Origin of the sequence: Rhodococcus sp. CH91 (assembly GCF_022554085.1) — a bacterium.
Taxonomy (GTDB): domain Bacteria; phylum Actinomycetota; class Actinomycetes; order Mycobacteriales; family Mycobacteriaceae; genus Rhodococcus.
In genome coordinates, this window is the sequence record NZ_JAKFYR010000005.1 from 209765 (window position 1) to 235078 (window position 25314).

The 25314-nt window shown below is 67.8% G+C and carries 21 protein-coding genes; 6 read left to right on the forward strand and 15 right to left on the reverse strand.

From position 1 onward, the window contains the following. Positions 1–82: 82 nt before the first annotated feature. From MOM01_RS12160 to MOM01_RS12170, 3 genes are read right to left on the reverse strand one after another with little or no spacing between them, the layout of a single operon-like run. Complete coding sequence (locus MOM01_RS12160; RefSeq protein WP_241385683.1) at positions 83–1192, reverse strand: lysylphosphatidylglycerol synthase transmembrane domain-containing protein; 1110 nt, start codon at positions 1190–1192, stop codon at positions 83–85. Further along, a complete protein-coding gene (locus MOM01_RS23345) occupies positions 1193–2623 on the reverse strand; it encodes an HAD-IB family hydrolase (protein WP_241385684.1) in 1431 nt (476 codons plus the stop codon). Continuing rightward, positions 2620–5013 (reverse strand): glycerol-3-phosphate 1-O-acyltransferase, encoded by a 2394-nt coding sequence (locus tag MOM01_RS12170; protein WP_241385685.1) that lies wholly within the window; start codon positions 5011–5013, stop codon positions 2620–2622. Before MOM01_RS12170 ends, MOM01_RS23345 begins: the two co-directional genes overlap by 4 nt. A 132-nt stretch (positions 5014–5145) precedes the next feature. Between MOM01_RS12170 and MOM01_RS12175 the strand changes: the two genes are divergently transcribed. Continuing rightward, positions 5146–6684, forward strand: coding sequence for a bifunctional aminoglycoside phosphotransferase/ATP-binding protein (locus MOM01_RS12175; protein WP_241385836.1), 1539 nt, complete (start codon positions 5146–5148; stop codon positions 6682–6684). 70 nt (positions 6685–6754) lie between these two features. On the opposite strand, the gene MOM01_RS12180 is transcribed toward MOM01_RS12175, so the two are convergent. Then, a complete protein-coding gene (locus MOM01_RS12180; RefSeq protein WP_241385686.1) occupies positions 6755–7648 on the reverse strand; it encodes a universal stress protein in 894 nt (297 codons plus the stop codon). A 149-nt stretch (positions 7649–7797) separates the two neighbouring features. Beyond that, on the reverse strand, positions 7798–9330 hold the full coding sequence (locus tag MOM01_RS12185) for a CYTH and CHAD domain-containing protein (protein WP_241385687.1): 1533 nt from the start codon (positions 9328–9330) through the stop codon (positions 7798–7800). A 168-nt stretch (positions 9331–9498) separates the two neighbouring features. On the opposite strand from MOM01_RS12185, the gene MOM01_RS12190 reads away from it, so the two are divergent. Beyond that, entirely contained in the window at positions 9499–10044 is a 546-nt protein-coding gene (locus MOM01_RS12190; protein ID WP_241385688.1) for a flavodoxin domain-containing protein, read from the forward strand. Positions 10045–10068: 24 nt separating this feature from the next. On the opposite strand, the gene MOM01_RS12195 is transcribed toward MOM01_RS12190, so the two are convergent. Next, complete coding sequence (locus MOM01_RS12195; RefSeq protein WP_241385689.1) at positions 10069–10575, reverse strand: SRPBCC family protein; 507 nt, start codon at positions 10573–10575, stop codon at positions 10069–10071. Positions 10576–10602: 27 nt separating this feature from the next. After that, complete coding sequence (locus tag MOM01_RS12200; RefSeq protein WP_241385690.1) at positions 10603–11523, reverse strand: pseudouridine synthase; 921 nt, start codon at positions 11521–11523, stop codon at positions 10603–10605. 175 nt (positions 11524–11698) lie between these two features. On the opposite strand from MOM01_RS12200, the gene MOM01_RS12205 reads away from it, so the two are divergent. Both MOM01_RS12205 and MOM01_RS12210 read left to right on the forward strand, forming a co-directional pair. Then, positions 11699–12688: an alpha/beta hydrolase gene (locus MOM01_RS12205; RefSeq protein WP_374112299.1), complete on the forward strand. Its 990-nt coding sequence runs from the start codon at positions 11699–11701 to the stop codon at positions 12686–12688. Further along, entirely contained in the window at positions 12681–13550 is an 870-nt protein-coding gene (locus MOM01_RS12210) for an oxidoreductase (protein WP_241385692.1), read from the forward strand. The genes MOM01_RS12205 and MOM01_RS12210 overlap by 8 nt, the downstream gene beginning before the upstream one ends. On the opposite strand, the gene MOM01_RS12215 is transcribed toward MOM01_RS12210, so the two are convergent. The 5 genes from MOM01_RS12215 to MOM01_RS12235 all read right to left on the reverse strand — a co-directional run bounded on the left by MOM01_RS12215 (position 13513) and on the right by MOM01_RS12235 (position 18432). Continuing rightward, positions 13513–13986: a GNAT family N-acetyltransferase gene (locus tag MOM01_RS12215; RefSeq protein WP_241385693.1), complete on the reverse strand. Its 474-nt coding sequence runs from the start codon at positions 13984–13986 to the stop codon at positions 13513–13515. The genes MOM01_RS12210 and MOM01_RS12215 overlap by 38 nt on opposite strands. 32 nt (positions 13987–14018) lie before the next feature. Then, a complete protein-coding gene (locus tag MOM01_RS12220) occupies positions 14019–14753 on the reverse strand; it encodes an aspartate/glutamate racemase family protein (protein ID WP_241385694.1) in 735 nt (244 codons plus the stop codon). Between the two features lie 2 nt (positions 14754–14755). Further along, entirely contained in the window at positions 14756–16276 is a 1521-nt protein-coding gene (locus MOM01_RS12225) for an NCS1 family nucleobase:cation symporter-1 (protein WP_241385695.1), read from the reverse strand. A 137-nt stretch (positions 16277–16413) separates the two neighbouring features. Further along, positions 16414–17136: a GntR family transcriptional regulator gene (locus MOM01_RS12230; protein WP_241385696.1), complete on the reverse strand. Its 723-nt coding sequence runs from the start codon at positions 17134–17136 to the stop codon at positions 16414–16416. Between the two features lie 126 nt (positions 17137–17262). Further along, positions 17263–18432, reverse strand: coding sequence for an RNA polymerase sigma factor (locus tag MOM01_RS12235; RefSeq protein WP_241385697.1), 1170 nt, complete (start codon positions 18430–18432; stop codon positions 17263–17265). Between the two features lie 138 nt (positions 18433–18570). Here MOM01_RS12235 and MOM01_RS12240 point away from each other — a divergent pair, with 138 nt between their 5' ends. Next, positions 18571–19458, forward strand: a complete 888-nt coding sequence (locus tag MOM01_RS12240) for an oxidoreductase (protein WP_241385698.1) — start codon at positions 18571–18573, stop codon at positions 19456–19458. A gap of 3 nt (positions 19459–19461) precedes the next feature. Here MOM01_RS12240 and MOM01_RS12245 read toward each other — a convergent pair whose 3' ends face one another. From MOM01_RS12245 to MOM01_RS12255, 3 genes are all read right to left on the reverse strand, one after another. Then, complete coding sequence (locus tag MOM01_RS12245) at positions 19462–21762, reverse strand: DEAD/DEAH box helicase (RefSeq protein WP_241385699.1); 2301 nt, start codon at positions 21760–21762, stop codon at positions 19462–19464. Between the two features lie 67 nt (positions 21763–21829). Further along, on the reverse strand, positions 21830–22252 hold the full coding sequence (locus tag MOM01_RS12250) for an organic hydroperoxide resistance protein (RefSeq protein WP_241385700.1): 423 nt from the start codon (positions 22250–22252) through the stop codon (positions 21830–21832). Next, positions 22249–22713 (reverse strand): MarR family winged helix-turn-helix transcriptional regulator, encoded by a 465-nt coding sequence (locus tag MOM01_RS12255; protein WP_241385701.1) that lies wholly within the window; start codon positions 22711–22713, stop codon positions 22249–22251. Before MOM01_RS12255 ends, MOM01_RS12250 begins: the two co-directional genes overlap by 4 nt. A gap of 148 nt (positions 22714–22861) precedes the next feature. Between MOM01_RS12255 and MOM01_RS12260 the strand changes: the two genes are divergently transcribed. Beyond that, positions 22862–25291, forward strand: coding sequence for an ATP-dependent Clp protease ATP-binding subunit (locus tag MOM01_RS12260; RefSeq protein WP_241385702.1), 2430 nt, complete (start codon positions 22862–22864; stop codon positions 25289–25291). The last annotated feature ends 23 nt before the right edge of the window (positions 25292–25314 follow it).

Below are 25314 nucleotides of genomic sequence, written 5' to 3' on the forward strand. Positions count from 1 at the left end.
AGCAACGCTAGCGCCCCGAGAGGTCCACGGGCGATTTTTCCCGTTCGAAGGTTCGGACCCCGCCGGCCGGGGGGACGACGAGCTAGTCGTCGTCCCAGATCTTGAGATGCGGGAGGCTCTCCTCGTCGTCCCGGCCGGTCCCGCGGTAGCGGAACGCGAAGACGATCCATCCCACCGCGGCCACCAGGACGAAACTGATCAGCCGGTAGACCACCACCGCCGACAGAGCCTGCGCACCGGTCATCCCACTGGCGGTGAGAGCCGGCACCAGCACCGCGTCCATCACCCCGAGACCCGCGGGCAGCAGCGGGATGGCACGGCTCGTCGCCGTCCCGGCCGCATACGCGACCGCGATTCCCGCCAGGCTCGGGGCGCCGCCGACCGCGTAGGCGGCGAACGTCAGGCACGCGCCGTCGCACACCCAGTTCATCAGCGACCAGCCGAAGGCCCGCGCCGCGTGCGGGCGATCCAGTTGCACCGCGCTCAGCTGGGCGACGATCTTCTTCCATGCGCGGGCCCCCCACTCCGCGGGCTTCTTCCGTATCCGGTTCACGGCCCGCAGGGCGAGCAGACCGATGGACTCGAAGGAACCCGGATTACCCGCCGCGTACTGGATGAGCAGGACCAGCAACAGCAATCCGCCGATCGAGAAGATCAACGAGAACGGGTTGTTGCTGGCACCGACGAGAAGGGCACCCACGAGACCGAGAAGGGCGAGCCCGGCCGCCTGGAGCAGCCCGGCCATCACCAGCTGCCAGGTCGCGACCACCGGCGGAGCGCCCCAGTGGCGCATCTGCCGGTAGGTGAAGGTCGTCCCGACGACCGGTCCGCCCGGAAGGGTCACACTCATCGAGTTCGCCGCAAGCGCCACCGAGAGCGATTGCCGCTGTGAGACCTTCACCCCGGCGGCGGACAACAGTGCCCGCTGCACACGCGCGAAGGTGGACATCTCCGCCATGGACGCGCAGATCGCCGCGACGATCCAGGCCCAGTGCAGATGGTCGAGGCCGCGAACGCTGCTGGAGAGTTCCGGCCACACGAGCACGACTTCGACGGTGAGCACCACCACCAGCAACCCGCCGACGATCCACTTCATACAGCGGCGCCGCTTCGGGGTGAACGGTCCTGTGCCCTCCGCCGGACCGTCGTCGGGTGTTCCGTCGTCCGGCGGCTTCGCGGTCTCGTCCGTCATCTAGTCGCTCGGCCAACTCGCGAGGGTGCGGCGGTAGAGATCCTCGACTTCGGCGATGTGCTCCGCGAGATTCTCCCGCGACCATCCGCTCACGTCGATCGGCTCGAGCACGGCCACGTCGACGGTGCCGGACCGCAACAGCGACGAGTGCTTCCACAGGATCTCACCGGCGTTGCGGATCACGACCGGCACGATCGGAACTCCGGCCTGCATGGCGATACGGAAAGCACCCTTCTTGAATCTGCCGATTGCCGGGGTCAGCGACCGCGTGCCCTCGGGGGCGATGACGATCGACATCCCCTCCCGGAGGGTCTCGACGACCGGTTCGAGTGCGGCGACCGCCTGCGCGGTGTCGGTGCGATCGACGAAGGTCGCACCGACGAATCGGAGGAGCGGACCGAACAGCGGATCGTTGGCCATTTCCTTCTTGATCACGCCCGTGAAGTCCTGTCGCAGGACTTTCGCCAGCACGATCGGGTCGAGCTGGCTCTGGTGATTGAAGACGAACACCGCCGGACGGGTCGCCCACGCATTGGCTTCCCCCACGATCCGCACGTCGACTCCGGCGAGCGCCAGCGAGACCTCCGAGCCGATGTTGATGATCGAGTCGAGTGCGGTCTTGCGGCTGCGATTGAGCAGCCCGAGACCGAGTCCGGTCCACACGGCGCCGACCAGCCCGCCGTATGCGGCAGCGGTCCGGACGAGTTCCTTCGTTCCCGGTGTGCCGCGTGGCCGGAAATGCAGGACCGGCCAGCCGCGTTCGAGGGCGATGCGTGCGAGCGTGCGATCGGGGTTGGTGGCCGTGGGATTGCCCGTGGCGGCGAGGAACTCCACGTCCTCGCCACCGTTGGAGTACGAGTAGCTGCCGTCCGCGTCGATATCGTGTGTCTCGACGAAGTTGCGCGTGGCTTCCGCTTTTCCGCTGCGCCACAACGATCTACCGTCGACCCTGCCGGTGAGTACACCGTTCTCGACCTCGAGCGGGGTGTACAGGATGTGCTCGACGCCCAAGGCGTCTCCGGCGGCTTGAATCTGGTACCGCGAGGCCGACGAGGCGATCACCACGGTGTGACCGGCATTCTGATGCGCGCCGACGAGTTGCCAGGCTTCCGGATACAGGTGCCCGGCGATCGTCGTCATGAACAGCCGGCTGCCGATCTCGTAGAGTTCGTCCTCGGTGTGCCCGCGCCACGCCTTGAACGCGATCGCGACGAACCGTTCGAAGTCTTCCTCGCTCTCCGTTCCGCGCAGCCCGTTGATCATCGTCGCGGCGAGTTCGGACGCCGAGACCTTCCCGGCGAGCATGCGATCGCGGAAGAAGTGGACACCGGAGAAGCCGTGCACGATGGTGCCGTCGAAATCGAAGAAGGCCGCGATCTCGGGGCCGTGCGGACCTGTGCGTACCCGTTCGATGGCCTGCTCGATGTTCACGCTTCCACCTTCCTGTTCGACACGTCGAGCGACTCGGCCAACGCCACCCGCTGGGCCAGGTCCGACAGTTCCGCCGCGAAGGCGTGCCTGCGCTCACGGACGGAGTCGGAGTCCTCGGTCCGGTCCAGAAGGCCCCGATTGCGTGCCAGGTCGAGTGCGGACGCGAACAACTCCGACGACACCGATTCGGGTCCGTGCAGGCGGCGTTGCAACAGCATCTGCCGGCCCACGGCGACGCATTCGCCGAGGAAGGCCGCCCGATCGACCTCGAGGCGAGGATCCCGGACGGCGAGACGCTCGGCGACGACGAGCTGTGCGTCGAAGAACGACCGCAAGGTGCGGTGCGACATGAAGAAGCCGGTCTCGACGAGACCGGTGAGAGCTTGCTCCTTGGTCGGGAGGGTGTCTCCCCAGGACGGGACGAGCCACGCCAGTTCGTCGCGCATCTGGCTTTCGAAGGTGTCGCGGTCGGGAAAGAAGAATTCGAACTTCAGAAGGTCGCGCAGGTTCTTCGCTTCCTCCCACGCCACACGCACGGGATCGTCACCGGGGTTGGCGTGTGCATGGAGGATCGCCAGTTCCATGATCGAACGGTTGACGAACCAGTGCACCCCGCTGTTGCGGTAGAACGCGGCGACGAGATGCTGACCCGGCTGGATGGAATAGACGGGTTCGACCCCTCCGGCGTAGGTCGTCACCACTCCCGCATGGGTCAGCGACGAGAGCACATCCTCGAGCCCACCCTCGACATCGAGGATGTGCAGGCCCCCCTGCGGAACGCCGCGCCGATCGAGATAGCGGCGGACCGGGGCGACGACGGCACGCACCTCCTCGAGCGTCAACGATCTGTCGCGTACGCCGAGCAGTGCGAGGGTCACCAGGCAGTTGACCGTGACCGGAGTGTTGCAGTTGATCCCTACCGCCACCTCGAATGCGACCTTCTGCAACGCTTTCCGTTTCAGTGCGCGGTGCTCCTCGGAGTCCGGGGCGGTTGCGGGAACCATGAGCGGCGTGGGGGTCAGATCCGGATCGCCACCGGTGACCAGCAGTTCGCGCATCGATATCGGTTCGCCGAACCGGACGTACACGTTGCCCGCCCGTTTCCGCTGGTTGAGGGCGTACCGCACGAGCCAGGTCAGGCCCTCGGGCTTCTTGGTGGCACCGGTTTGCTCGGCGGCGACAGCCGCGACCTCGGCGAGTCCCTCATAGGTGATGGACACGGGGACCAGCATCGCGTCCTCGACCCGTCCCCTTCGGATCGCGTTGGCCACATAGCTGAGCAGGCCGTAACGCGGGGGCCGCAGTTTCCCCGTCCGGGTCCGGCCTCCTTCGAAATACCATTCGAGATTGAACCGTTTGCTCAGCAGGAACGCGAAGTACTCCTCGAGTGCGGCTTTGTAGACGTCGTCGTCGGCGAAACTGCGCCGGATGAACACTGTCCCCGTGCGGCGGGCGACGGGACCGATCGGCCAGAAGGTGAGATTGGCCCCGCCCATGATGTGGTTTCCGGGAAAGTCGTTGGCGGCCAGGATGTCCCCGAGCACGAAGGCGTCGGCATAGGAGCGGTGGGAGGGCAGGAAGACGAGCGAATACCTGCGGTTGGACTCGCGCAGCGCGCGCAATCCCGCGTCGTCGGCGTGCACGGTCCAGGCCGCCGAATGCAGCGGCCGCATCGCCTGGCTGAACAGGTCGGTGACGAGCCGCGACTGCACCGCCACGAGTTCGTCGAGCGCGCTGCGCGCCCGGGACTCGACCTCGGCCCGCGACAGGCCGTGTTCGGCGGCCGTCTCGTCGAGACGACGACGGAAGGCCGGCGAATCCATGATCTGTGCCGCGACGAGCCGGGGGACCTTGTAGCGGTCGCCGATCACGGCACGTTCGGCGCGCTCGAGTGCGACGACGGCACGGCGCGTCACATACCGGGCGAGTGCCCGCTCGTCGGCCTCGTCGTCGTCCGCCTCGAGCGCGGCGCGCAGTTCGGACAGACGCGCCGGCTGCGCCACCACGATCCGGTACCGGTCCGCACCCTTGCGGACGAGCCACTTCTGGAGAAGCAGATTCGGGTTGCGCGGATTCGTGAGGGCGAGGACGTCGGAGAACCGGACGCGCCGGGCACCGTCCCGCTCGGCCGGCAGCCACGCGACCCTCACCGGAAGGACCAGCGGGTCGTCGGTACGGCCGACGAGCCGCTCCGCGAGAATCCGGGAGTCGAGAGCGAGCGGCTCCGGGCGCGCCGGAAGGCGGTACCGGGTGGGTAGCTCGTCCGAACGCAACCAGTCCTCGATCATCCTCCGCTCGAGAGCGGTCGTGTACGCCAGGACCGCTACCGTGGGTCCGTCCGGCACGCGCACGCTGTCCGTTCGTACATGGCGCAGTTCGTCGTTCCTCATCTCACCCCGTCCACACGTCGCCCCGATGTGAAAGTTACCTGCCGAGGCGGGTTCGTTCGGGTGATCCGGACGAAGAACGCATCCGTCGTGCGGATGCGCGCCCGGAGGGTGTGAACGACAATGTGGGAGACGATGCGACTCGGCGGCGCCGGCCACGCGGCGGGGGCCGCCGGCGACAGGGAGGACCCAGTGACGGCAGGTGCCGGACCGGACGGTGTCGAGTACGCGGGGCTGAGGGAGACGCATTCCTCGCTGGTGTTCTTCGTCGGCGATCGCGTACACAAGATGAAGAAGCCGCTCGATCTGGGCTTCCTCGACAACCGCACGCGGGAGGCCCGCGAACGGATCTGTCACCGGGAGGTGGAGCTCAACCGTCGACTCGCACCGGACGTCTATCTCGGCGTCGCCGATCTGTACGGTCCGGACGGGCAGGTGTGCGAGCACTTCGTCGAGATGGTGCGACTACCGGACGATCGGCGACTCGCCGCGGCCGTCCGGCGCGGCGAGGAGATCTCGCCGGTGATCGACGAGGTCGCGCATCAGGTTGCGGCCCTGCACGCCGCTTCCCCGCGCAGTCCCGGGATCGACCGGTGCGCCGCCGCGGACTTCGTCGCCGAACTGTGGGATCTGAGTCTCGATCATCTCGGCCAGTTGGCGGCGGGAGCGGATTGCGCTGCCGAACTGGAACGGATCCGGGTGGCCGTGCATCGTTATCTCTCCGGCCGGTGCGCGTTGTTCGACGAGCGCATCGCTGCGGGCCGGGCCGTGGACGGCCACGGCGACCTGCTCGCCGACGACATCTTCTGTCTCTCGGACGGGCCTCGCATCATCGACTGTCTCGAATTCGACGACGAACTGCGCTACGGCGATGCGATTCTCGATCTCGCTTTTCTGGCGATGGACCTCGAACGTCTCGGCGCCGACGGTGCGGCCCGGCGACTGCTGCAGACATACGGCGAGGTCTCGGGTGATCGTCCTGCCCCCTCGCTCGTACACCACTACATCGCCTATCGGGCGCTGGTGCGGGCGAAGGTGACGGCACTCCGCTTCGAGCAGGGCGACGCGGGAGCGCGGGAGTCGGCGAGACGGTTCGTCGCTCGCGTCGACGATCATCTCGAACGCGGGCGCGTGCGGATGGTGCTCATCGGAGGTGTCTCCGCCACCGGCAAGACGACCCTCTCCCGCAGCGTCGGTGCGTATCTCGGAGCCGAGGTGCTGCGGAGCGACGTCGTCCGCAAGGAACTGGCAGGTCTACGGCCCACCGATCGGACCGGGGACGGAACGAACGCCGGCCTCTACTCGCCCGCGCATTCCGCCGCCACCTACGAGGAGATGCTCCGCCGCGCCGGGAACATCCTCGCCCTCGGACGATCCGTCGTGCTCGATGCGACGTGGTTGTCGTCCGCGCGTCGCGAGGCGGCCCGGGAGGCGGCGGAGGCCCTGGCGGCGGACGTGATCGAGATCGAGTGCCGGGCCGATCGGGACATCCTGTTGCAGCGCCTCGCAGCCCGCACCGAACGCGGTGACGACGCGTCCGACGCGACCCCTGCGGTGCTCGAGGAACAATTTCGCAGGCGGGACCCGTGGCCGGAGGCGATCACCGTCGACACGGCGGCGGGCACCGTCGACGTGCTCGGGCTCGAGGGCATGGTCGGCCCCGCTCCCTGGTGAGCGCACCCCCACCGCAGACGACGAACGGGGACCACCTCCGTGGAGGTGTCCCCGTTCGGGCCGGAGATCGTCAGACCGTGCGTGCGATGAGCACCGGGCACGGCGCCTTGTGCAGCAGGTTCTGGCTCGTGGATCCGAGAAGTGCGGCACGGATCTGACCGCGTCCGTGGCTGCCGACGGCGGCGAGCTGCGCGTCGTCGAGGTGTGCGAGCAGAACCTGCGAGGCCGGCCCACGGTCGATCACACGCTCGACCGTGACCTCGGGGTAACGGTCGCTCCAGCCGGCCAGGGTCTCGGCGAGGACGGCGGTCTCCGAGGTCTCCACGGCGTCCCAGTCGACGAGTGCGGCGGTGGCGCCGACGCCCAGTGCGGCATCGCCGATCCACGAGTGGACGGCGCGGACCGGCACGCCCAGCGCCGAAGCGAGTTCGAAAGCGTGGGTGACTGCGGCAGCGGACAATTCGCTTCCGTCGACGCCGACGACGATGGGACGGCTGTCGGGCAGCGGAGAGTCGGCACTGCCGCGCCACACGACCACGGGGCACGGAGAATTGTTCGCGACGCGCAGGACGGTGGAGCCGAGCAGGAAGTTCTCGAGTGCGCCCGCGCCGGTGGCGCCCATGACCACGAGACGCGCGTCCTCGGCCGCCTCGAGGAGCGACTTGGCGGCGGGACCGGGGCCGATGAAACTCTCGATCACGAGATCCGGCTGGTCGGCGCGGATCTTCTCGGTGGCGTCGGCGAGGAGCTTCTTGCCGTCCTCCTCGAGCTGCTGGATCATCTGCGACTGCACCAGTACGGCGGCTTCGCTGTAGAAGATGCCCTCGGGTGGCATGGAGTGCACGAGGTGGAGGGGTACTCCGAGACGCGACGCGACGGCGCCGGCCCACCGCGCTGCCGCCACAGCCGTTTCGGAGCCGTCCACGCCTGCGACGACTGCCTTGCGGGTGCTCGGTGTGCTCATCGATATCTCCTTGTCGTTGCGGCGTCCGACTGCCCGGATGCCGGTCGGCCCGAGGCCACGTTACCGCGACGTCGCGGTCGTCACCTTCCATCGACGGTCTTCATGATCGCCGATGCGATCGGTGTGGGGCCAGGGTCTTCGGACCCCCATCAGCTCCACAGGCTGCGGGCGGATCGGTGGACCTTCTTCCATTCCTCCGCGAGATGCGCCACTTGCGAATCTCCGATCTCCGCCTCGAGACGGAACAGGATCCCGAGTCCGAAACTCGTCTCGGCGGTGTGCTCCTGCTCGGCGATCATGTCGAGCAGGTGCTCGCGGGCCACCACCGAATCCTGGAACTCGCCGAGCAGATCCTGGAATTCGTCGAACCGGTCGAGAATGCGGCCGGTGCGTTTCGGGCGCAGCGGCGTGATCACCTCGATGGCGTAGCGCATGCGCTTGCCACCCTTGCGTGCCCGGTGTACCAGTTCGTCCCGTTCCGCCGGATCGCCGGCGGAACCGACCTTCGCGACGCGGCGCGAGACCTTCTTCGCGACCGCTTCGATCGAGTTCAGGAGGTCCTGCGGAGCCACCGCGGTCGCGCTCTCCGTTCCCTGTGTGGGTGCGAGATGCTGCGTCGCCCTGTCCAAGCGGGTGAGCAATTCCAGATACCGATCGGAATCGAGGGTGTCGACGGCCTCGATCCGGGCGGCTTCCGATTTCGCCGAGAAGTACTCGTCGATACGTGCTTTCGTGGCTTCGCGGTGGGCCTCGACGGGGATGTCCGCGACGCGGGTGGCCAGTCGCTCCCACTGGACTTCGAGATCCCTCGACGGGCTGAGGCGTCTTCCCAGCCAACGGAGTTCGTCGACCAGAGCGTCGTCGAAGGCGATCTCACCGGCATAGGTCTGCACGGCGCTGCGTAGTCGTCGGGCGGCCTTGCGCATCGCGTGAATCGCATTCGGCGCGTCCCGTCGCACCGCGATGCCCGACAGGTCGAGCGCGTGCAGTTCGGCGACGAGATAGTCGCGCAGCGCGGCGAGGCCCCCGGGGAGCGCGGGCGGGAGAGGGATCAGATCACCGAGGACGCGATGCAGTTTCGAGGGGCTGTCCGAGCGGGTGATCCCGGCTTCGGCGAATCGTTCCTCGAGCGCGTCGAGGAAACGGGTGATCTTCTTCGGGCCGAGGGCCGTGTTCCACTCGACTTCGATCTCCCGCCAGCGGGCTTCGGTTCCGTCCGCCTGACGCACCGCCACGACGTCGTCGACGACGATCTCGGCGAAGGCGGTGCCGTCGGTGGTCAGCATCCGCTGCCGGTGCCGTTCCGTCACGAGCAGCGCGGACAGGCCGAGGGGAGCCCCGCGGCAGACCCCGCGCAGCAGCCCCGACAGTTCGGGGGGTACGTCCTCGGCGGACTCGGCCCCGAGGGGGAAATGCAGTTCGGTGCGGGTGTCCGCACCGGCCGGGAGTTTCGCGTGCCAGCCGGCGTCGTCACCACCTTCCCGTCGGCGGAGCGTGATTTTCGAGCGCAGCAGTCGCAGATCGTCGGTGTCGTAGTACTGGGCCGACAGTTCGAACCGGTCGACTTCGATCGACCCGACGGACGGCAGCCCCGTCGGATCCGGAAGTTGCTGGTCCGGTGCGGCCGAGTACTTGCGTTCGGTCTCGTCGGCGACGACGAGAGCCGAGGGGCGTGACGGCATCGATGTGCTCCTTCTCGGTGGGCGCGCTCACCCCCACCTTGCCACGTCGCCGGATTTGCCGTGATTCGTCGGGGGATTACTGCCGATACCGGGCAAAGGGCACTTCGGCCCTGGTCAAGGCCCGTTCGTCGGGTGATCATGGTCGGACGCGGGGTGCGGAGGGTAGTGATGAAGGTTCTTGTATCGGTGGCGAGCCGGCACGGCTCGACCGCGGAGATCGCGACGGCACTGGCAGCCGGAATGCGCCATCGCGGCGCCCGGGTGGACGTGACCCCACCCGAGGACGTCGACGACCTCGAGTCGTACGACGTCGTGGTATTGGGAAGTGCCGTCTACCGCAGCAGGTGGTTGCGTACCGCACGGGAGTTCGCCGAACGACATGCGCCGGCACTGCGCCGCCGCGACGTCTACATCTTCTCGTCCGGCCCGATCGCCACCGGCGGGCGAGCCGTCAACACACCCTACGACGCGTGCGCGGTCGCCGAGCGTGTCGAGGCGCGCGAACACAGGATCTTCGCGGGCAAGCTGGACCCGGCGGTACTCGGCACGGGGGAACGGATGGTCGTCAGGATGGTCGGCGCCCCCGCCGGCGACTTCCGGGACTGGGATGCGATCGGCGCGTGGGGCGCGCACATCGTCGCTCGCGCGAACTCGCGGGATCGCGAGGCCGACGACATCGCACCCGCCCCTTCGCAGCGCGGGGTGCGCCGCTAGAGCTCGCGGATCGCCGCCGAGGGCTCAGCCGGAATCGCGCCGGTAGTGGGCGCTCAGTTCGGCCGCCCGGTCCCAGCACGACCAGTCGACCGGCCGCCCGGCCAGCTGCGCCTCCACCACTTCGAAGCCCGCCTGCCAGGCGGCGCCGTGCGCGAGGGCGTCCTCCTCGTCGTCGGTCGTGTGGGTGAGGGTGAGCCAGCATCCGCCGGAGCCGTCCGGGGTGAGTTCCCAGTGCAGAACGTCGGAGTCCCAGAGGTATTCCAGAATTCTGCCGACGCGCACGGTGAGCACGCTGCCCGTGGAGGTGTGCCCCTCCGGAAGGGAGAAACGGCGGGTCTGTTCCTGGGTGGAACGGAATTCGAGCGTCGCCCCGGGGGCGAGTTCGAATTCGACGACGGCAGGGAACCAGTCGCGGAGGTGCTGAGGATCGGTCAGGACCTTCCAGACCTTCTCGGGTGGGTAGGGGAACGACCGTTCGAATCGCAGGGCCACCCGGCCGTCGTAGGTACGCGAGATGCTGCCGATATCCATGGGAACCTCCAAGACGAGACCCGCTGGTCAGCGGGGTCCTGGTGTGCTGTCACCCCATGCTGCCAGGTTTTGCCGGCTCGAGAAGCGAGTCGGCCGACCCGTGATCGGATCGTCGAACGAGACGGACCGCGCGAGCAGTTGCAGAGGGTTCGAATAGTCGTTCGGCGCAACGTCGTAGACGGTCGGGTACAGGTTGTCGCCGAGAATGGGGATTCCCAGTGAATTCATGTGCACCCGGAGCTGGTGCGTCCTGCCGGTGAGCGGGTGCAGGCGGTAGCGCGACCGGTCTCCGGCCGTCTCCGCCACCTCGATCCGGGTCACCGCGTTGACGGGGCCGTCGATCTCGCGTGCCTGGAGCACGCCGCGCTCCTTGACGATGTGACTGTGCACGTCGAGGGGGAAGTCGAGGTGGGGCGCGGCCGGGGCGATCGCTTCGTACTCCTTGGTGACGAGACGGCGGTCGAACAGCGTCTGATAGGCCCGGCGCGCCTCGCGCCGGGCGGTGAGCACCAGTACGCCGGCAGTGAGGCGGTCGAGTCGGTGCGCGGGTGAGAGTTCGGGCAGATCGAGTTCTCTGCGGAGCCGGACCAGAACCGTCTCCGCCACCCACGAACCGCGGGGTGTCGTCGCCAGGAAGTGCGGCTTGTCGACCACGAGCAGGTTCTCGTCCCTGTGGAGGATGTCGATCTCGAAAGGGACACGGGCTTCCGCGGGTGGGTCTCGATAGAGATACACGAATGCACGCGGGGTGTAGGGGGTCGACGGTGTGATCGGAACACCGTCCTGCATGACCACTTCGCCGCTTTCGACCTTTTCCGTGATTCGCCCCGCGTCGGTGGGGAAACGCGCCAGCAGGAACTCGAAAACGGTCCCCCACCCGGGATTTTCCGGCAGTCTCAGACGGGTGGGATTCAACCCGTCGAGGACGGGGAGCGGGGCTTCGGACACGGCATGCCAGGTTAGCCTGGTACCGGGACATCGTGCGCCCGCGGCTCCTCGGCAAGGAGGCCGGGCTTTTCACGATAACGATTGTGTGCAAGCCTGCTTAAGGTTTCTGCACCGTCGGTACCCTGAGTCCGGCGTGAATAATGTTACTGGAGTGCAAGGGGAGCTTGTTGTGACGATTTCGGTGCGATCCGGAACGCGTCGACGGGGGGAACGCGCTCTCGTTCGGCTACTGGTGGCAGCCGTGGTACTTCCACTGGCGCTCGTGTTCACCGGTCTCGGAGCCGGGACGGCCTCGGCCGACCCGTACACCCGGTTCCACGAGGACATGGTGGCCGCGCCCGGCGGTGTCGGCGCGATCAAGGTGCGGATCTGGCGAGCGAACAACGGCAGCAACAAAGCCGTCTATCTGCTCGACGGTCTGCGCGCCACCGACGACATGAGCGGGTGGGAGCACGAGACCAACGCGGCATGGCTGGCCGAACACGGGGTCAACGTGATCATGCCCGTGGGCGGGCAGTCCAGCTTCTATGCGGACTGGTACGCGCCGAGCAACTTCAACGGCCAGTCCTATACCTACAAGTGGGAGTCCTTCCTCACGCAAAATCTCCCCGACCATCTCGCGAACGTCTACGGCATCGACCGGGGCAACAACGCGGTCGTCGGCCTGTCGATGGGTGGCAATGCGGCATTGATCCTCGCCGCACATCATCGGGATCAGTTCGCCTTCGCCGGTTCGCTGTCGGGATATCTCAACCTCTCCGCGCCGGGTATGCGGGAGGCCATCCGGGTCGCGATGCTCGACGCCGGTGGTTTCAACTCCGACGCGATGTGGGGCCCGCCGTGGGATTCGGCCTGGCTGCGTCACGATCCGTTCGTGGCAGCACCCCAACTGCGCGGTCTGCCGATGTGGATCTCCGCGTCGAGTGGCCTGCCCGGCCAGCACGACCGTCCGAACTCGGCGATCGGCGTGTTCAACACCACCAACGCCATGGGGCTCGAGGCGCTCGCCCGGACCCAGAACCGCGCCTTCCAGATTCGTCTGCTGACTCTCGGCATCGACACCGCGCACTTCTCGTTCCCGATCGCAGGCACGCACTCGTGGGGTTACTGGCAGGACGAGCTGTGGGCGATGCTCCCGATGCTGAAGTCCTCGATCGGTGCCTGACGCCGCCTCGCCCGCCGGTCGCACCGTCATCGTGACGGGCGCGACCAGCGGGGTGGGTGAGGCGACCGCCCGGGCGCTCGGTGCCGCGGGCGCCACGATCGTCCTCACCGGCCGCAACACGGACCGCGGCCGGTGCATCGCCGAGGCGATCGGCGGCGGTGCCGAGATGCACCGCGTCGATCTCGCCGATCTGTCGTCGATCCGCGACTTCGCGGACGCCTTCGCCGACCGGCGGGTCGACGTGCTCGTCAACAACGCCGGTGTCATGGCGGTCCCGCTCCGGCGCACCGCCGACGGTTTCGAGATGCAGATGGGAACAAACCATCTCGGGCACTTCGCCCTGACCGGCCTGCTGCTGCCCCGGATCACGGGTCGCGTCGTCACGGTGTCGAGCGCGGCCCATCTGCTCGGCCGCATCGATCTCGACGACCTGAACTGGGAACGGCGCCGCTACGACAGAGCCTCGGCCTACGCACAGTCGAAACTGGCGAACGTGATGTTCAGCCTCGAACTCGAACGGCGCCTCGCGGCCTCGTCTTCCCCCGTGTGCGCGGTGGCGGCGCATCCCGGTTACGCCGCCACCGAGGTCGGTAGCCACACCGGGACCTGGTTCGACAAATTGTTCGGCTTCGGCAAGAGGGTTCTGCAGCGCACCCCGGAGCAGGGAGCGGAATCGCTGGTGCGGGCCGCGTCCGACCCCGCGGTCAGGGGAGGATTCATCGGGCCGCGATGGCTCCTCTACGGCGCGCCCGGGCCGGCAGGTCTCGCGCGGCGTGCCCGAGACCGGGACACGGCGACCCGGTTGTGGGAACTGTCGGAGAAACTCACCGGGGTCCGGTTCCCTCTCGAACGGCCGGACTGACCGGCCGGGCCGCGCGCCGCATGGGCACGTGGTCGATGCCGGCCTCGATGTAGTTCGGCCCGGTGCGTTCGAAACCGAAGCGGCCGTACCAATTCTCCAGATAGGCCTGAGCCGAGATGTCCACAGGACCCGGACAGGTCGCCAGCGCTGCCTCGATCAGGCCGCCGGCGAAGCCCCGTCCCCGAGCGTGCCGTGCGGTCGCGACACGACCGATGTGGGTTCCGTCCTCGTCGGCGAGCACGCGCAGTGTCGCGACGATCTCGCCGCCGTCCTCGGTCCAGAACAGTTCGGTCGTCGGTTCGAGATCGCGGCCGTCGAGTTCGGGGTCGCTCGTGATGCCTTGCTCGAACACGAAGACGTCGGTGCGTAATGCCACGATCCTGTACAGCTTCTCGGGGTCGATGTTCCGCAGCGCAGCGTGATGAACGGACGGCATTCTGCCGATGGTAGGCCCACCGGACGAACTTCTCACCGATCGGTCGTGAAGCCCTCGAGCAGACCCGAATAGCGCTTCGGTGGGGGAGCCGAGAACTCTCCTCGCTTGCCGGTGGTGAGCCGCATCGTGACCAGCGACTGCACGGTGAGCGTGGCCGCCGCGACACCGTCGACGACCGGGACACCGATGTCGGCGGAGATCCGGGCGCACAGGTCGGCCATCCCGGCACACCCGAGCACCACGACATCCGAGCCGTCCTCGTACAGCGCGTCGAGACATGTCCCGGTGACGATCTTGCAGGCGTCGGGATCGGAGTCGAGTGCCAGCACCGGGACCTCACAGGCGTGTATGCCACGACATGCCTCGCGCATGCCGTACCGCCGGGTGAGATCCCATGCGCGTCCGGTGGTGCGGCCGAGGGTGGTGACGATCGAGAAGCTGCGGCCGAGCATGCTCGCGGTGTGCATTGCGGCCTCGGCGATCCCCACCACCGGGCCGGATGCGATCTCGCGTGCGGCGTCGAGACCCGGATCGCCGAAACACGCGATCACGTAACCGTCGGCACCGTCTCGTTCGCCCTTCCTGATCTCCTCCAGGATGCCGGGAACGGCCAGCGCTTCGTCGTAGTGGCTCTCGATCGAGGGTGGTCCCATCGCCGGGCTGACCGCCTCGACGGAGGTGCCCGGGCCGGCGACGGCCCGGGCACATGCTCCGATCCTGGCGGTCATCGACCACGTGGTGTTCGGGTTGACGACCTTGACGAACATGCTTATCGGCCGGCTTCCTGTGCGGTCGGTGCGGGGACGGGGACCGCGAAGCGGGTGCGGGTCGCGAGCAGGTAGTAGGTCGCGAAGCCGAGACCGCACCCGATGAACCAGCTGTACTGTGCCGCGGTGTACATGCCGGGAGCGCTGTTGAACAGGACCGGGGTCATCGCGACGGCGGCGCCGACGACGGTCGCGATCACCGCGGCCGGGTTGTAGCCCTTGCTGTAGAAGTACGCGCCCTTGTCGGACATCGTGAACAGGTCGGCGACGATCACCTTCTGCTTGCGCACGAGGTAGTAGTCGGCGATGAGGATGCCGAAGAGCGGGCCGATGAAGGCACCGAGGGTTTCGAGGGTGTAGTGGATGACGTCGGGGTTGTTGTACAGATTCCACGGGGTGATGAGCACCGATCCCACGGCGGCGATCATTCCGCCGGCGCGCCAGCTGATCTTCTGCGGACTGACGTTCGAGAAGTCGAAGGCCGGCGAGATGAAGTTCGCGACGATGTTGATGCCGATGGTCGCGACGGTGAACGTCAGCGCACCGAGGACGATCGCGAAGGTGGAATCGATGCGGGCCACGGTCTCGACCGGATCAGTGATCAGCTCGCCGTAGACGGGGAGGGTGAGCGAGGCCGTGATCACCACGAGGAGTGAGAACACCAGGAAGTTGACCGGCAGACCGAGGAAGTTCCCCTTCTTGACCGCCGCGTACGACTTTCCGTATCGGGAGAAATCGCCGAAGTTCAGCATCGGACCCGAGAAGTACGAGACCACCAGTGCGATCGCGCCGAGCATGACCGGCACCGACGACCAACCGGTGTGCGTGACGGCACCGAGACTCAGATCGATTGCACTCCAACCGGCCTGGGAGATCAGATAACCGCACAGGACGAACATCACCACGTAGACGGCGGGGCCGCAGAAATCGATGAACCGGCGGATCGACTCCATCCCGCGCCAGAACACGCAGGCCTGCAGGACCCACAGGGTCAGGAAGCTGGCCCAGCCCAGCGCGGACAGCCCGGCGAACCCGTAGTCCTCGACCACCGCATAGGGCGCCAGCGCCGGAAACAACTTGATCAGCACGATGTCGAGTGCTGCCGAAGCGAGGAAGGTCTGGATCCCGTACCAGGCCACCGCGATCAGCCCGCGGATGATCGCAGGGATGTTCGCGCCGAGCACCCCGAACACGCTTCGGCATATGACCGGATAGGGGACGCCGGTGATCTGGCTGGGCTTCGCGACGAGATTGCAGAAGAAGTAGACGATGGTGATCCCCGCGAGCAGGGCCACGAGAACCTGCCAGCTCGCCAGACCGAGCGCGAAGAGGCTGCCGGCGGTGACGTAACCGCCCACGCTGTGGACGTCGGACATCCAGAACGCGAAGATGTTGTACGACCCCCAACGCTGCTTCTCGAGGGGTGCGAGATCGTCGTTGGTCAGACGCGGGTCGTAGGTGGGGGCCTCGGGCGACGGTGGGAGGGTGGCGTCTCCGGTGCGGGGCGTCAGCACTTCGGTCATACCTGCTCCTGGAGGAGGGGAGGGCACGCTCGTCCCGGCGCGTCCGGGTCGGGCGGAATCGGAACTATCGATCGGAAGTTCAACGGCGATGGTGAAATCCGATGCACCGACGCTAACGGCGGGATATTGCCGACGAGTTACCCGAACTGTATATCTTCGGTCGCGAGAAGACCTGCACCGGCGTTGAGCGTGCCGATGGCCTCGTCGAGCCGGCTGTTGTGGTGCTCGGATGCCGCGAGCAGCCGATCGGCGTCCCGGGCCAGGAAGGCCTCGAGCATGGCGTCGTGTTCACGGTGCAGTTCGGCGCGTTCGGTATCACTCACGTGCACCATCGGCTGAACAGGTTCGGTGATGTTCCAGGCGTGCTCGAGCATGTGAAGGAGGCGGTGCATCCGGGAGGGCCGGGTCAGTGCCATGTGGAAGGTGCGGCTCTCGCGGTGATAGGAATACGGGTCGCATTCGCGCACAGCGCGTTCGAGGAGCAGGTGTGCCTCCTGGACACGCCGGTCGTCGTCCTCCGTAGCGTTGCGTACTGCCGCAGCGAGGGACGCCGATTCGAGAGTTTCCCGGACGAGATACATTTCGCGGAACTCGGCGGCCGTCAGCTGGGCGACGATGTAGCCGTGGTTCTGCCGGTGGGTCACGAGGCCCTCACCGATCAGGGTCTTCAGTGCTTCACGGACCGGGATGCGGCTCACCCCGAACAGTTCGGCGACCTCACCCACCGGGATCGAGGTGCCCGGAGGTGCCGCGCCGGAGAGGAAGGCCCGTCGCAGTTCGTCGAGTATCGCGTCCTGGGGGCGGCCCGGCACGTCGACGCGGAGCCGGTCGAGCAGGACGGATCTACGGCGTGGTGCCACGACCGGAACCCCCTTGCCACCGGAGAACGAATGCTCGACTCCGCGAAGGTAGTCCGGTGATGTTACGTACTCGTCTCCGTGGTGTGACGGCGAGCGCGTATCCGTCCTCCTGTCGGGACTCTCGTCTCATCCGGCGCTACGCGGAAGACCCGGGAAGGTCGGCAGCTCCCGCGGAGTCGTGGGTGGGCGCGAGGGAGTGGCCTTGCTCGTCTCGGTGCCCGGCGCGTCGCTCGACTCGTCGTCCCGATCCGGCTCGTCCTCCGCGTCGGTCTCGCGTCCCGGTCCACCCCGCCGGGTGAATCCGCCACTGCTCGTCGGAGCAACGGAAGTGGTTGTGGCAGTGGGCTCCACGGGGGAGGGTGCGGTCGTCGTCACGGAGGTCGTATACGCCGGAATCTCCTCCGGTGAGGCGGAGGCGGAATCGGACTCGAAGGGAGTCGCGGTACCGGTCGTCGGGACGATCGTGGTCGTGGACGCGGTGGTTCCTGCATCCGGTGTCGGCTCGGCGGCCGGGCGTAGTGTCGGCCTGTCCGCCGATTCGGCCTGCGGAAATGCGAACGACGCACCGACACCGAGGACCGCGAACACTGCCACCGATGCGGCGACGACCGGCAAGGCACGTCTCGTGCGGCGATCCCGACGGGGAAAACCGTCCCGGTTCACCGGTTCGAGTCGCCGGCCCAGATCGAACAATTCGCTCTCCGAGGGCTGCACGGCGAGCACACGGCCGCGCAGATGCGCAGGCAGCGGTGGGAGGGGAAGAAACGAGAACGTTCCGAGGGCATTCGGCACCCGGGGCACCGCGCGGTCGACGAAGTCCTGCGCGTGCGCGAGGACACGGCCGTCGCCTGCGGAGCCGAGGACCGCCTCGAGTTCGGGGGAGGTGAGGTGGTGGCGGACGGCGAGGTCGACGACCTCGCGTGCGGTGCCGTCGAGCAGATGGACCGCCTCGCGGGCCTCGCGCACCTCGGCAGCCGTGCGGGCGACCGGGTCCGTGGCGGGGAGATAATCGAGTGCGGACCCGGTGCGGCGCAGTACCCGGCCGCACTCGGCCCGGACGACGGCATACAGCCATGCCCGGAACAGGCCGGGATCCCGTAGCGATCCGACGCGGGCGGTCGAGGTCCAGACGGAGTCGTACACCACGTCCGAAGCGATCGACGCGTCGACGAAGCCGCACGCGTAGGCGTACAGAGCGGGAGCGAAGCGGTCGTAGAGCGTTGCCGTGGCGTCCGGGGCCCCGCTCCGCAGCGCTGCGACCAGCTCGCGATCCAGGCGTCCCGGGTGGTGCCCCATCGATGGAAACCTCCGTATCGTGCGTGCGCGTCGTGCGCCGCGGTTCGCGGGGCAGTCTACGAGTCGGCGGGGCCCACGGCGAGGATGCGATCCATCGGGGACTGTTGCCGGGGCACCCGCGTCCGTAGGGTGTCGGGCATGGGGTGGACGACGAGGGATATTCCGGATCTCACGGGACGCACGGCGGTGGTGACCGGGGCGAACAGTGGTCTCGGTGCGGAGACCGCTCGCGCGCTGGTGCACGCGGGCGCGAGCGTCGTACTGGCCTGCCGAGACGTCGCGAAGGGCGAGTCCGTCGCGGCGGAACTCGGCGACCGCGCCCGGGTCCGCCCCCTGGACCTGGCGGATCTGGCATCGGTACGTGCGTTCGCCGAGGACGTCCGCTCGTCGCACGATCGCATCGACATACTCGTCAACAACGCCGGTGTCATGGCGATACCTCTCCGGCGGACGGCCGACGGCTTCGAGATGCAGATCGGCACCAACCACTTCGGTCACTTCGCGTTGACGGGTCTGCTGCTCGATCGCATCACCGACCGGATCGTGACGGTCAGCAGCATGATGCACCGCATCGGCAGGATCGATCTCGACGACATCAACTGGGAACGCCGCCGCTACGAGCGTTGGCTCGCCTACGGGCAGTCGAAGCTGGCGAACCTGCTGTTCGCGTACGAACTGCAGCGCCGTCTCGATGATGCGGGATCGAGCGTGAAATCGATTGCCGCCCACCCCGGTTACTCGTCGACGAATCTGCAGTACCGCAGCGAGGCGTGGTACGGGAGGGTCCTCGAAACGGTCACCCCGATCATCGGGCAGGCCCCCCGGCAGGGCGCACTGCCGAGCCTCTATGCCGCGACCTCTCCCGATGCCGAGCCCGGTGGCTATTACGGACCCGGTTCGTTTCTCGAGATGCGGGGCGGTCCGACACGGGTCGACTCGAATTCGCGATCGCACGATGCAACGACGGCCCGCCGGTTGTGGGAACTGTCGGAGAAACTGTGCTCGGTCGAGTACTCGATTTCGTGAGCATCAGGGCGGAGTGAAGGACACGGCGGGCAGCTCGTCCCGCCGGCACAGCCCCGTCTGATCCAGAAGGTCGAGGGTGCGCAGGTAGCGGCGGACGAGATCGCCCGCGGACAGCCCGGCATCCGCAGCCGCGTCCAGGGCGGCGGCGAGTCCGTCGCCGCGTGCCCAGCGATGGATCGCGGCCACGGCGACCGGGTCCGGATCCGGTGCCACGGCAAGCCCGTGATGCTCCTCGCGTCCGGCGAGTTCGCTCCACGATCGCATCGTGGCGTGCAGTGCCTCGTCGATCGCGGGGGTGGTGCGGCCCGGCACTCCGACGGTGCGGCGCCGGGTTTCACCGAGAGCGCTGCAGGCGACGGCGGCGAGCTCCGCCGAGGTCAGTCCCGACCAGGCGCCGGTGCGGACGCACTCTGCGACGAGAAGGTCGTTGGTGCAATAGATCCGGCCGAGCCGGCGACCGTCGTCGGTGACGTGGACGGCCTCGCCGGCGGGATCCCGGATCAGATATCCGCGTTCCTCGAGCAGATCCAGTGTGCGGTCGAAGGTGCCGACGAGACGACCGGTGACCTCGTCGATCCGTGTCCGCATCCGCTCGGTGTCCCCGTGCAGCGCGGCCCGGCGTGCCGACAATGCGAGGAGGCGGTCGCGATCTCCCCGTCTGTGCACCGGATGTGAGCGTACCGCGCGGGCCAGGGCGCTCACGAGATCGGCGGAACCGGTGCGCCGTGCTTCTGCGAGACGGTCGCTCAGCTGCCGGTATTCGGTGAGCCCGCCGATACTTCCGAGTTCGGTGTCGAGATCGTGCAGTGCGGCCGAGTTGGCGCGGACCGCGTCGGTGAGAGCGGCGACGGATCTCTCCGCTTGGTACTGCGCGAAAGATCGCTGCAGGAACTCCCGGGCTCCGCGGATGCCACGACGAGCGACCAGGTTGATTGCGGTGTTGTACCCCACTCGGAGTGAACTGTGCAGCGGGTACGAGCGCGCCCCGGCGAGCCCTGCGACGGTGGCGGGGTCCGATTCGGGACTCCACAGCACGACGGCGTGGCCCTCGACGTCGATACCGCGCCTGCCTGCGCGTCCGGTGAGTTGCGTGTACTCGCCCGGGGTGAGGCGTACGGGGCCGTCGGCGGTGGGTTTGACGAGACGTTCGAGAACGACGGTGCGCGCCGGCATGTTCACTCCCACCGCGAGTGTTTCGGTGGCGAACACGACGCGTAGGAGACCGCGTGCGAACAGTTCCTCGACGGTGTGCCGGAACGCCGGGACGAGACCGGCATGATGCGCGGCGACCCCGCGTTCGAGTCCTTCGAGCCACTCGGCACAGCCGACCGCGTCGAGGTCGGCGGGCGGAAGAGAGGCGATGTGCCGGTCCGCGACGGCCCGGATCTCCGCGATGTCGGCGGCCTGGGTGAGGCGGATCGGCGAATCGAGACATTCGGCGACGGCATCGTCGCAACCGTTGCGGCTGAACCGGAACCAGATGGCAGGCAGCAACTGTTCGGCTTCGAGCCGGGCGACGGTGCCGGGCAGGTCGCCGACCTCCGGCCCGGCGCGTTCGCGTGAGCGCCGACGGCGGTGCCGCCTGCCCGCCGTAGGTCCCGGCGCGGCCTCCACGAGCCGGCGGTGGGCGATGTACCGCTCGAGGGCGTCGTCGACAGTGCCCGACGGGGAGAGCAGATCGAACAGACGGCCACCCGCGAGCATGTGCTGCGTGAGCGGTACGGGCCGGCTGTCCTCGACGACGACCGTGACGTCGCCACGGACCTCGCGCAGCCAGCCGCCGAACTCCTCGGCGTTGCTCACCGTGGCGGACAGGCTCGTCAGGGTCACGCCGTCCGGGAGCGCGAGGATCGTTTCCTCCCACACCGCGCCGCGCTCGCGGTCGGCGAGATAGTGCACCTCGTCCATGACGACGTGGGTGAGACCACGCAGGAGCGGGGAGTCGCCGTGCAGCATGCTGCGGAGAACTTCGGTGGTCATGACGACCACGGGAGCGTGGGGGTCCAGGGAGATGTCGCCGGTGAGCAGGCCGACGCGGTCGTCCCCGAATCGGCGCGACAGATCCAGATATTTCTGGTTGCTCAGCGCCTTGATCGGGGTGGTGTAGAAGCATCGTCCCGCCGATCGGAGGGCGAGACGGGCGGCGAATTCCCCGACGATGGTCTTACCGGCCCCGGTGGGGGCGCACACCAGCACATCGTGGTGATCCTCGAGTGCGCGGCAGGCCTCGACCTGGAAGTCGTCGAGCGGGAAATCGAGTTCGGTCGCGAAGGCCGTGAGCTGCGACCGGTCCTGCGTGCGCACGTGTCCACGTTACGGGGCGCGGTGGACACGTGCGCAGCGGAGCGATCGCCCTGTGACGGGGGAGATGTCAGTCCTCCGTGACCTCGAGGGTCACATCGATGTTCCCGCGGGTGGCGTTGGAATACGGGCACACCTGGTGGGCCTTCTCGGTGAGCTCGAGTGCCTTCTCCCGGGGAAGATTCGGCAGCGTCACCTCGAGGGTGACCGCGAGACCGAATCCGCCGCCCTCGGTCGGGCCGATCCCGACGCGGGCGCCCACAGCGGAATCGCTGACGTCCACCTTCTCCTGCCGAGCGATCATCTGCAGCGCCGAATGGAAGCACGCCGCGTATCCGGCAGCGAAGAGCTGCTCGGGGTTGGTGCCCTTCCCGTCGCCACCCATCTCGGTCGGGAGCGACAGATCGAGGTCGAGCGTGCCGTCGCTGGTGCGGGCGTGGCCGTCGCGTCCGGCTCCGGTCGCGAGCGCTTCGGCCGTGTAGATGATGTTCACGAGGTCCTGCCTTTCTTCGGGGTGGCGCCGGGTGCTTGCTGCAGCGCGGCGGTCAGGCGATGGAGCGTCTCACGTAGTTCGACCAGTTCGTCGAGGTCGAACCGGCTGTTCTGCGACACACAACCGAGGATGTCCTCGGCCTCCGTCCGGAGTGCCGCCCCTGCTTCGGTGAGGTGGACGACGACACGGCGTTCGTCGCTGCGTTGCCGGCGTCGTTCTACGTATCCGGTGGCCTCGAGGCGCTTGAGCAGGGGGGACAGTGTGCCGGTGTCGAGATCGAGCGCGTCGCACAGATCCTGCACGCCACGTCCGTCGCGTTCCCACAGGGCCAGGAGCACGAGGTACTGCGGGTAGGTGATGCCCAGCCGGTCGAGCAGCGGCCGGTAGGCCGCGGTGACGGTGCGCGATGCGCGGTAGAGCGCGAAGCACACCTGCTGGTCGAGATCGAGGGGCGAGGGCACGGGCATAAATGTAGTGCCAAATTATGTTGCGCACAATGTAAATGCTCGACCTCGACGGTGACTCGGATCACATTCTTGCGGGAATTGAATGCAGAGTCGGCACGTTAGTTGAGTGAGAATGGCTCAAGTTCAACAGAAAGGCTTCGGAATGCCGGCATTCTTCGGGCCTAGCGGCCCTGGTCGGATCGATATCACGCGTTTCATGAGCCGCGGAACCCAGGACCTCATGGCACTCGCCGCGCGCTACGCCACCGAACGTGGCGACGCGGAACTCGACGTGCTGCACGTTCTCCGCGCCATGGCGGAGGAGGACCCGGCCCGCGCGGTCATGACCCGCGCCGGAGCCGAACCCGCCGACGTCATCGCGGCGGTGGACCAGCGCCTGCCCGAGAGCCGCCCCGGCGAGCCCGTCTCCGCTCCCGCGCTCACCAGCGCGGTGAAGACCGCTCTCTTCGAGGCGCATCAGCTCTCGCGCGCCCTCGGATCCACCTACATCGACCCCGAGCACCTCTTCTTCGCACTCGCGGCCGACCAGACCCGCGCCCCGGGGCGGCTGCTCGCATCCCTCGGTGTGACACCGCAGTCGTTGCAGACGGCTCTGCAGCCCGTCCCCGCCGCATCCGCGTCCGAGGACTCGCAGACCCCGACACTCGACAAGTTCGGTGTCGACCTCACCGACCGTGCCCGAGGCGGCGGCATCGACCCCGTCATCGGCCGCGCGGACGAACTCGACCAGACGATCGAGATCCTGGCCCGGCGTACCAAGAACAACCCGGTGCTCGTCGGTGAAGCCGGTGTCGGCAAGACCGCCATCGTCGAGGGTCTCGCACAGCGCATCGTGGACGGAGACGTCCCCGACGTGCTCCGCGACAAGCGCATCGTCCAGCTCGACCTGACCGCGATGGTCGCCGGTACCCGCTACCGCGGCGACTTCGAGGAGCGCCTCACCACGGCACTCGACGAGATCACGTCTCAGCAGGGCCGGCTCATCGTCTTCATCGACGAGATCCACACCGTCGTCGGCGCAGGCGCCGGTAACGAGGGCGCGATGGACGCCGCGAACATCCTCAAGCCGAAGCTCGCGCGCGGTGAGCTGCACGTGGTCGGAGCGACCACGCTCGACGAGTACCGCAAGCACATCGAGAAGGACCCGGCGCTCGAACGCCGCTTCCAGCCGGTCACGGTCGACGAGCCCGCGCGTGACGACGCGGTGGCGATCCTGAAGGGACTCGCCGATCGCTACGCCGAGTTCCACCGCGTCCGGTACACCGACGAAGCACTCGAGGCCGCCGTCGACCTGTCGATGCGTTATCTGCCCGACCGGCACCTGCCGGACAAGGCGATCGACCTCGTCGACCAGGCCGGGGCGCGCCTGCGCCTGCGGGTGCCGCGTACCGACGTGAGCGAACTGCGCGCACGACTGGCGGAACTCGAGGCGGAGAAGGACCGCGCCGTCGAGGCCGAGCAGTACGAGGAGGCCTCCCGCGTCCGCGACGAGATCCTCCGGGTCCAGAAGCGGATCGACGACGTCGACGGGGCCGGACCTGCCGAGGACGTCCCGACCGTCGACCCCGAGTCGATCGCCGAGATCGTCTCTCGCGCCACCGGTGTCCCGGCGGCGCAGATGACGCGCGCCGAGAAGGAGAAACTGCGCGCTCTCGAGGACGAACTGCACAAGCGTGTCGTCGGTCAGGACGAGGCCGTGCACGCTGTGGCACGTGCCGTGCGGCGCAACCGGTCCGGCATGAGCGACCCGGACCGTCCGGTGGGCAGCTTCCTGTTCCTCGGCCCCACGGGTGTGGGCAAGACGGAGCTCGCGAAGGCACTGGCGGAAGTGTTGTTCGGCGACGAACGCACCATGCTGCGTATCGACATGAGCGAGTTCGGGGAACGTCACACCGTCAGCCGGCTCGTCGGCGCCCCTCCGGGTTACGTCGGATACGGGGAGGCAGGCCAGCTCACCGAGCAGGTCCGTCGCCACCCCTATTCGGTGGTCCTGCTCGACGAGATCGAGAAGGCGCATCCGGACGTGTTCAACACGCTGCTGCAGGTCCTCGACGACGGCCGCCTCACCGACGGTGAGGGCCGCACGGTGGACTTCACCAACACCGTGGTCATCATGACGAGCAATCTCGGCTCGGACATCATCTCGAGCCGCGGCGGAGCGCTCGGCTTCACCACCGGTGATGCCGAGGCCGCGGAGAAGCCGCTGCGTGATCGGGTGATGGGGCGGCTGCGCGAATCCATGCGGCCGGAATTCCTCAACCGCATCGACGAGATCGTCATGTTCCGCAAGCTCGACGACGATCAGCTGCACCGGATCACCGAGATGCTGCTCGCTGCGAGCCGGAAGCGGCTGCAGAGCAAGGGAATCGACATCGAATTCACTCCTGCTGCGGTCGCATGGATCGCACGCCGCGGGCATCAGCCCGAATTCGGTGCCCGGCCGCTGCGCCGCGCGATCTCGCGTGTCGTGGACGACCGGATCGCCGACATGCTGCTCGACGACACGCTCGTCGAGGGCAACCGGGTCACCGCGGACGTCGTGGACGACGAACTGTCGCTCCGGGTGAAGTAACGCACGAGACGAAGGGGGAGGTG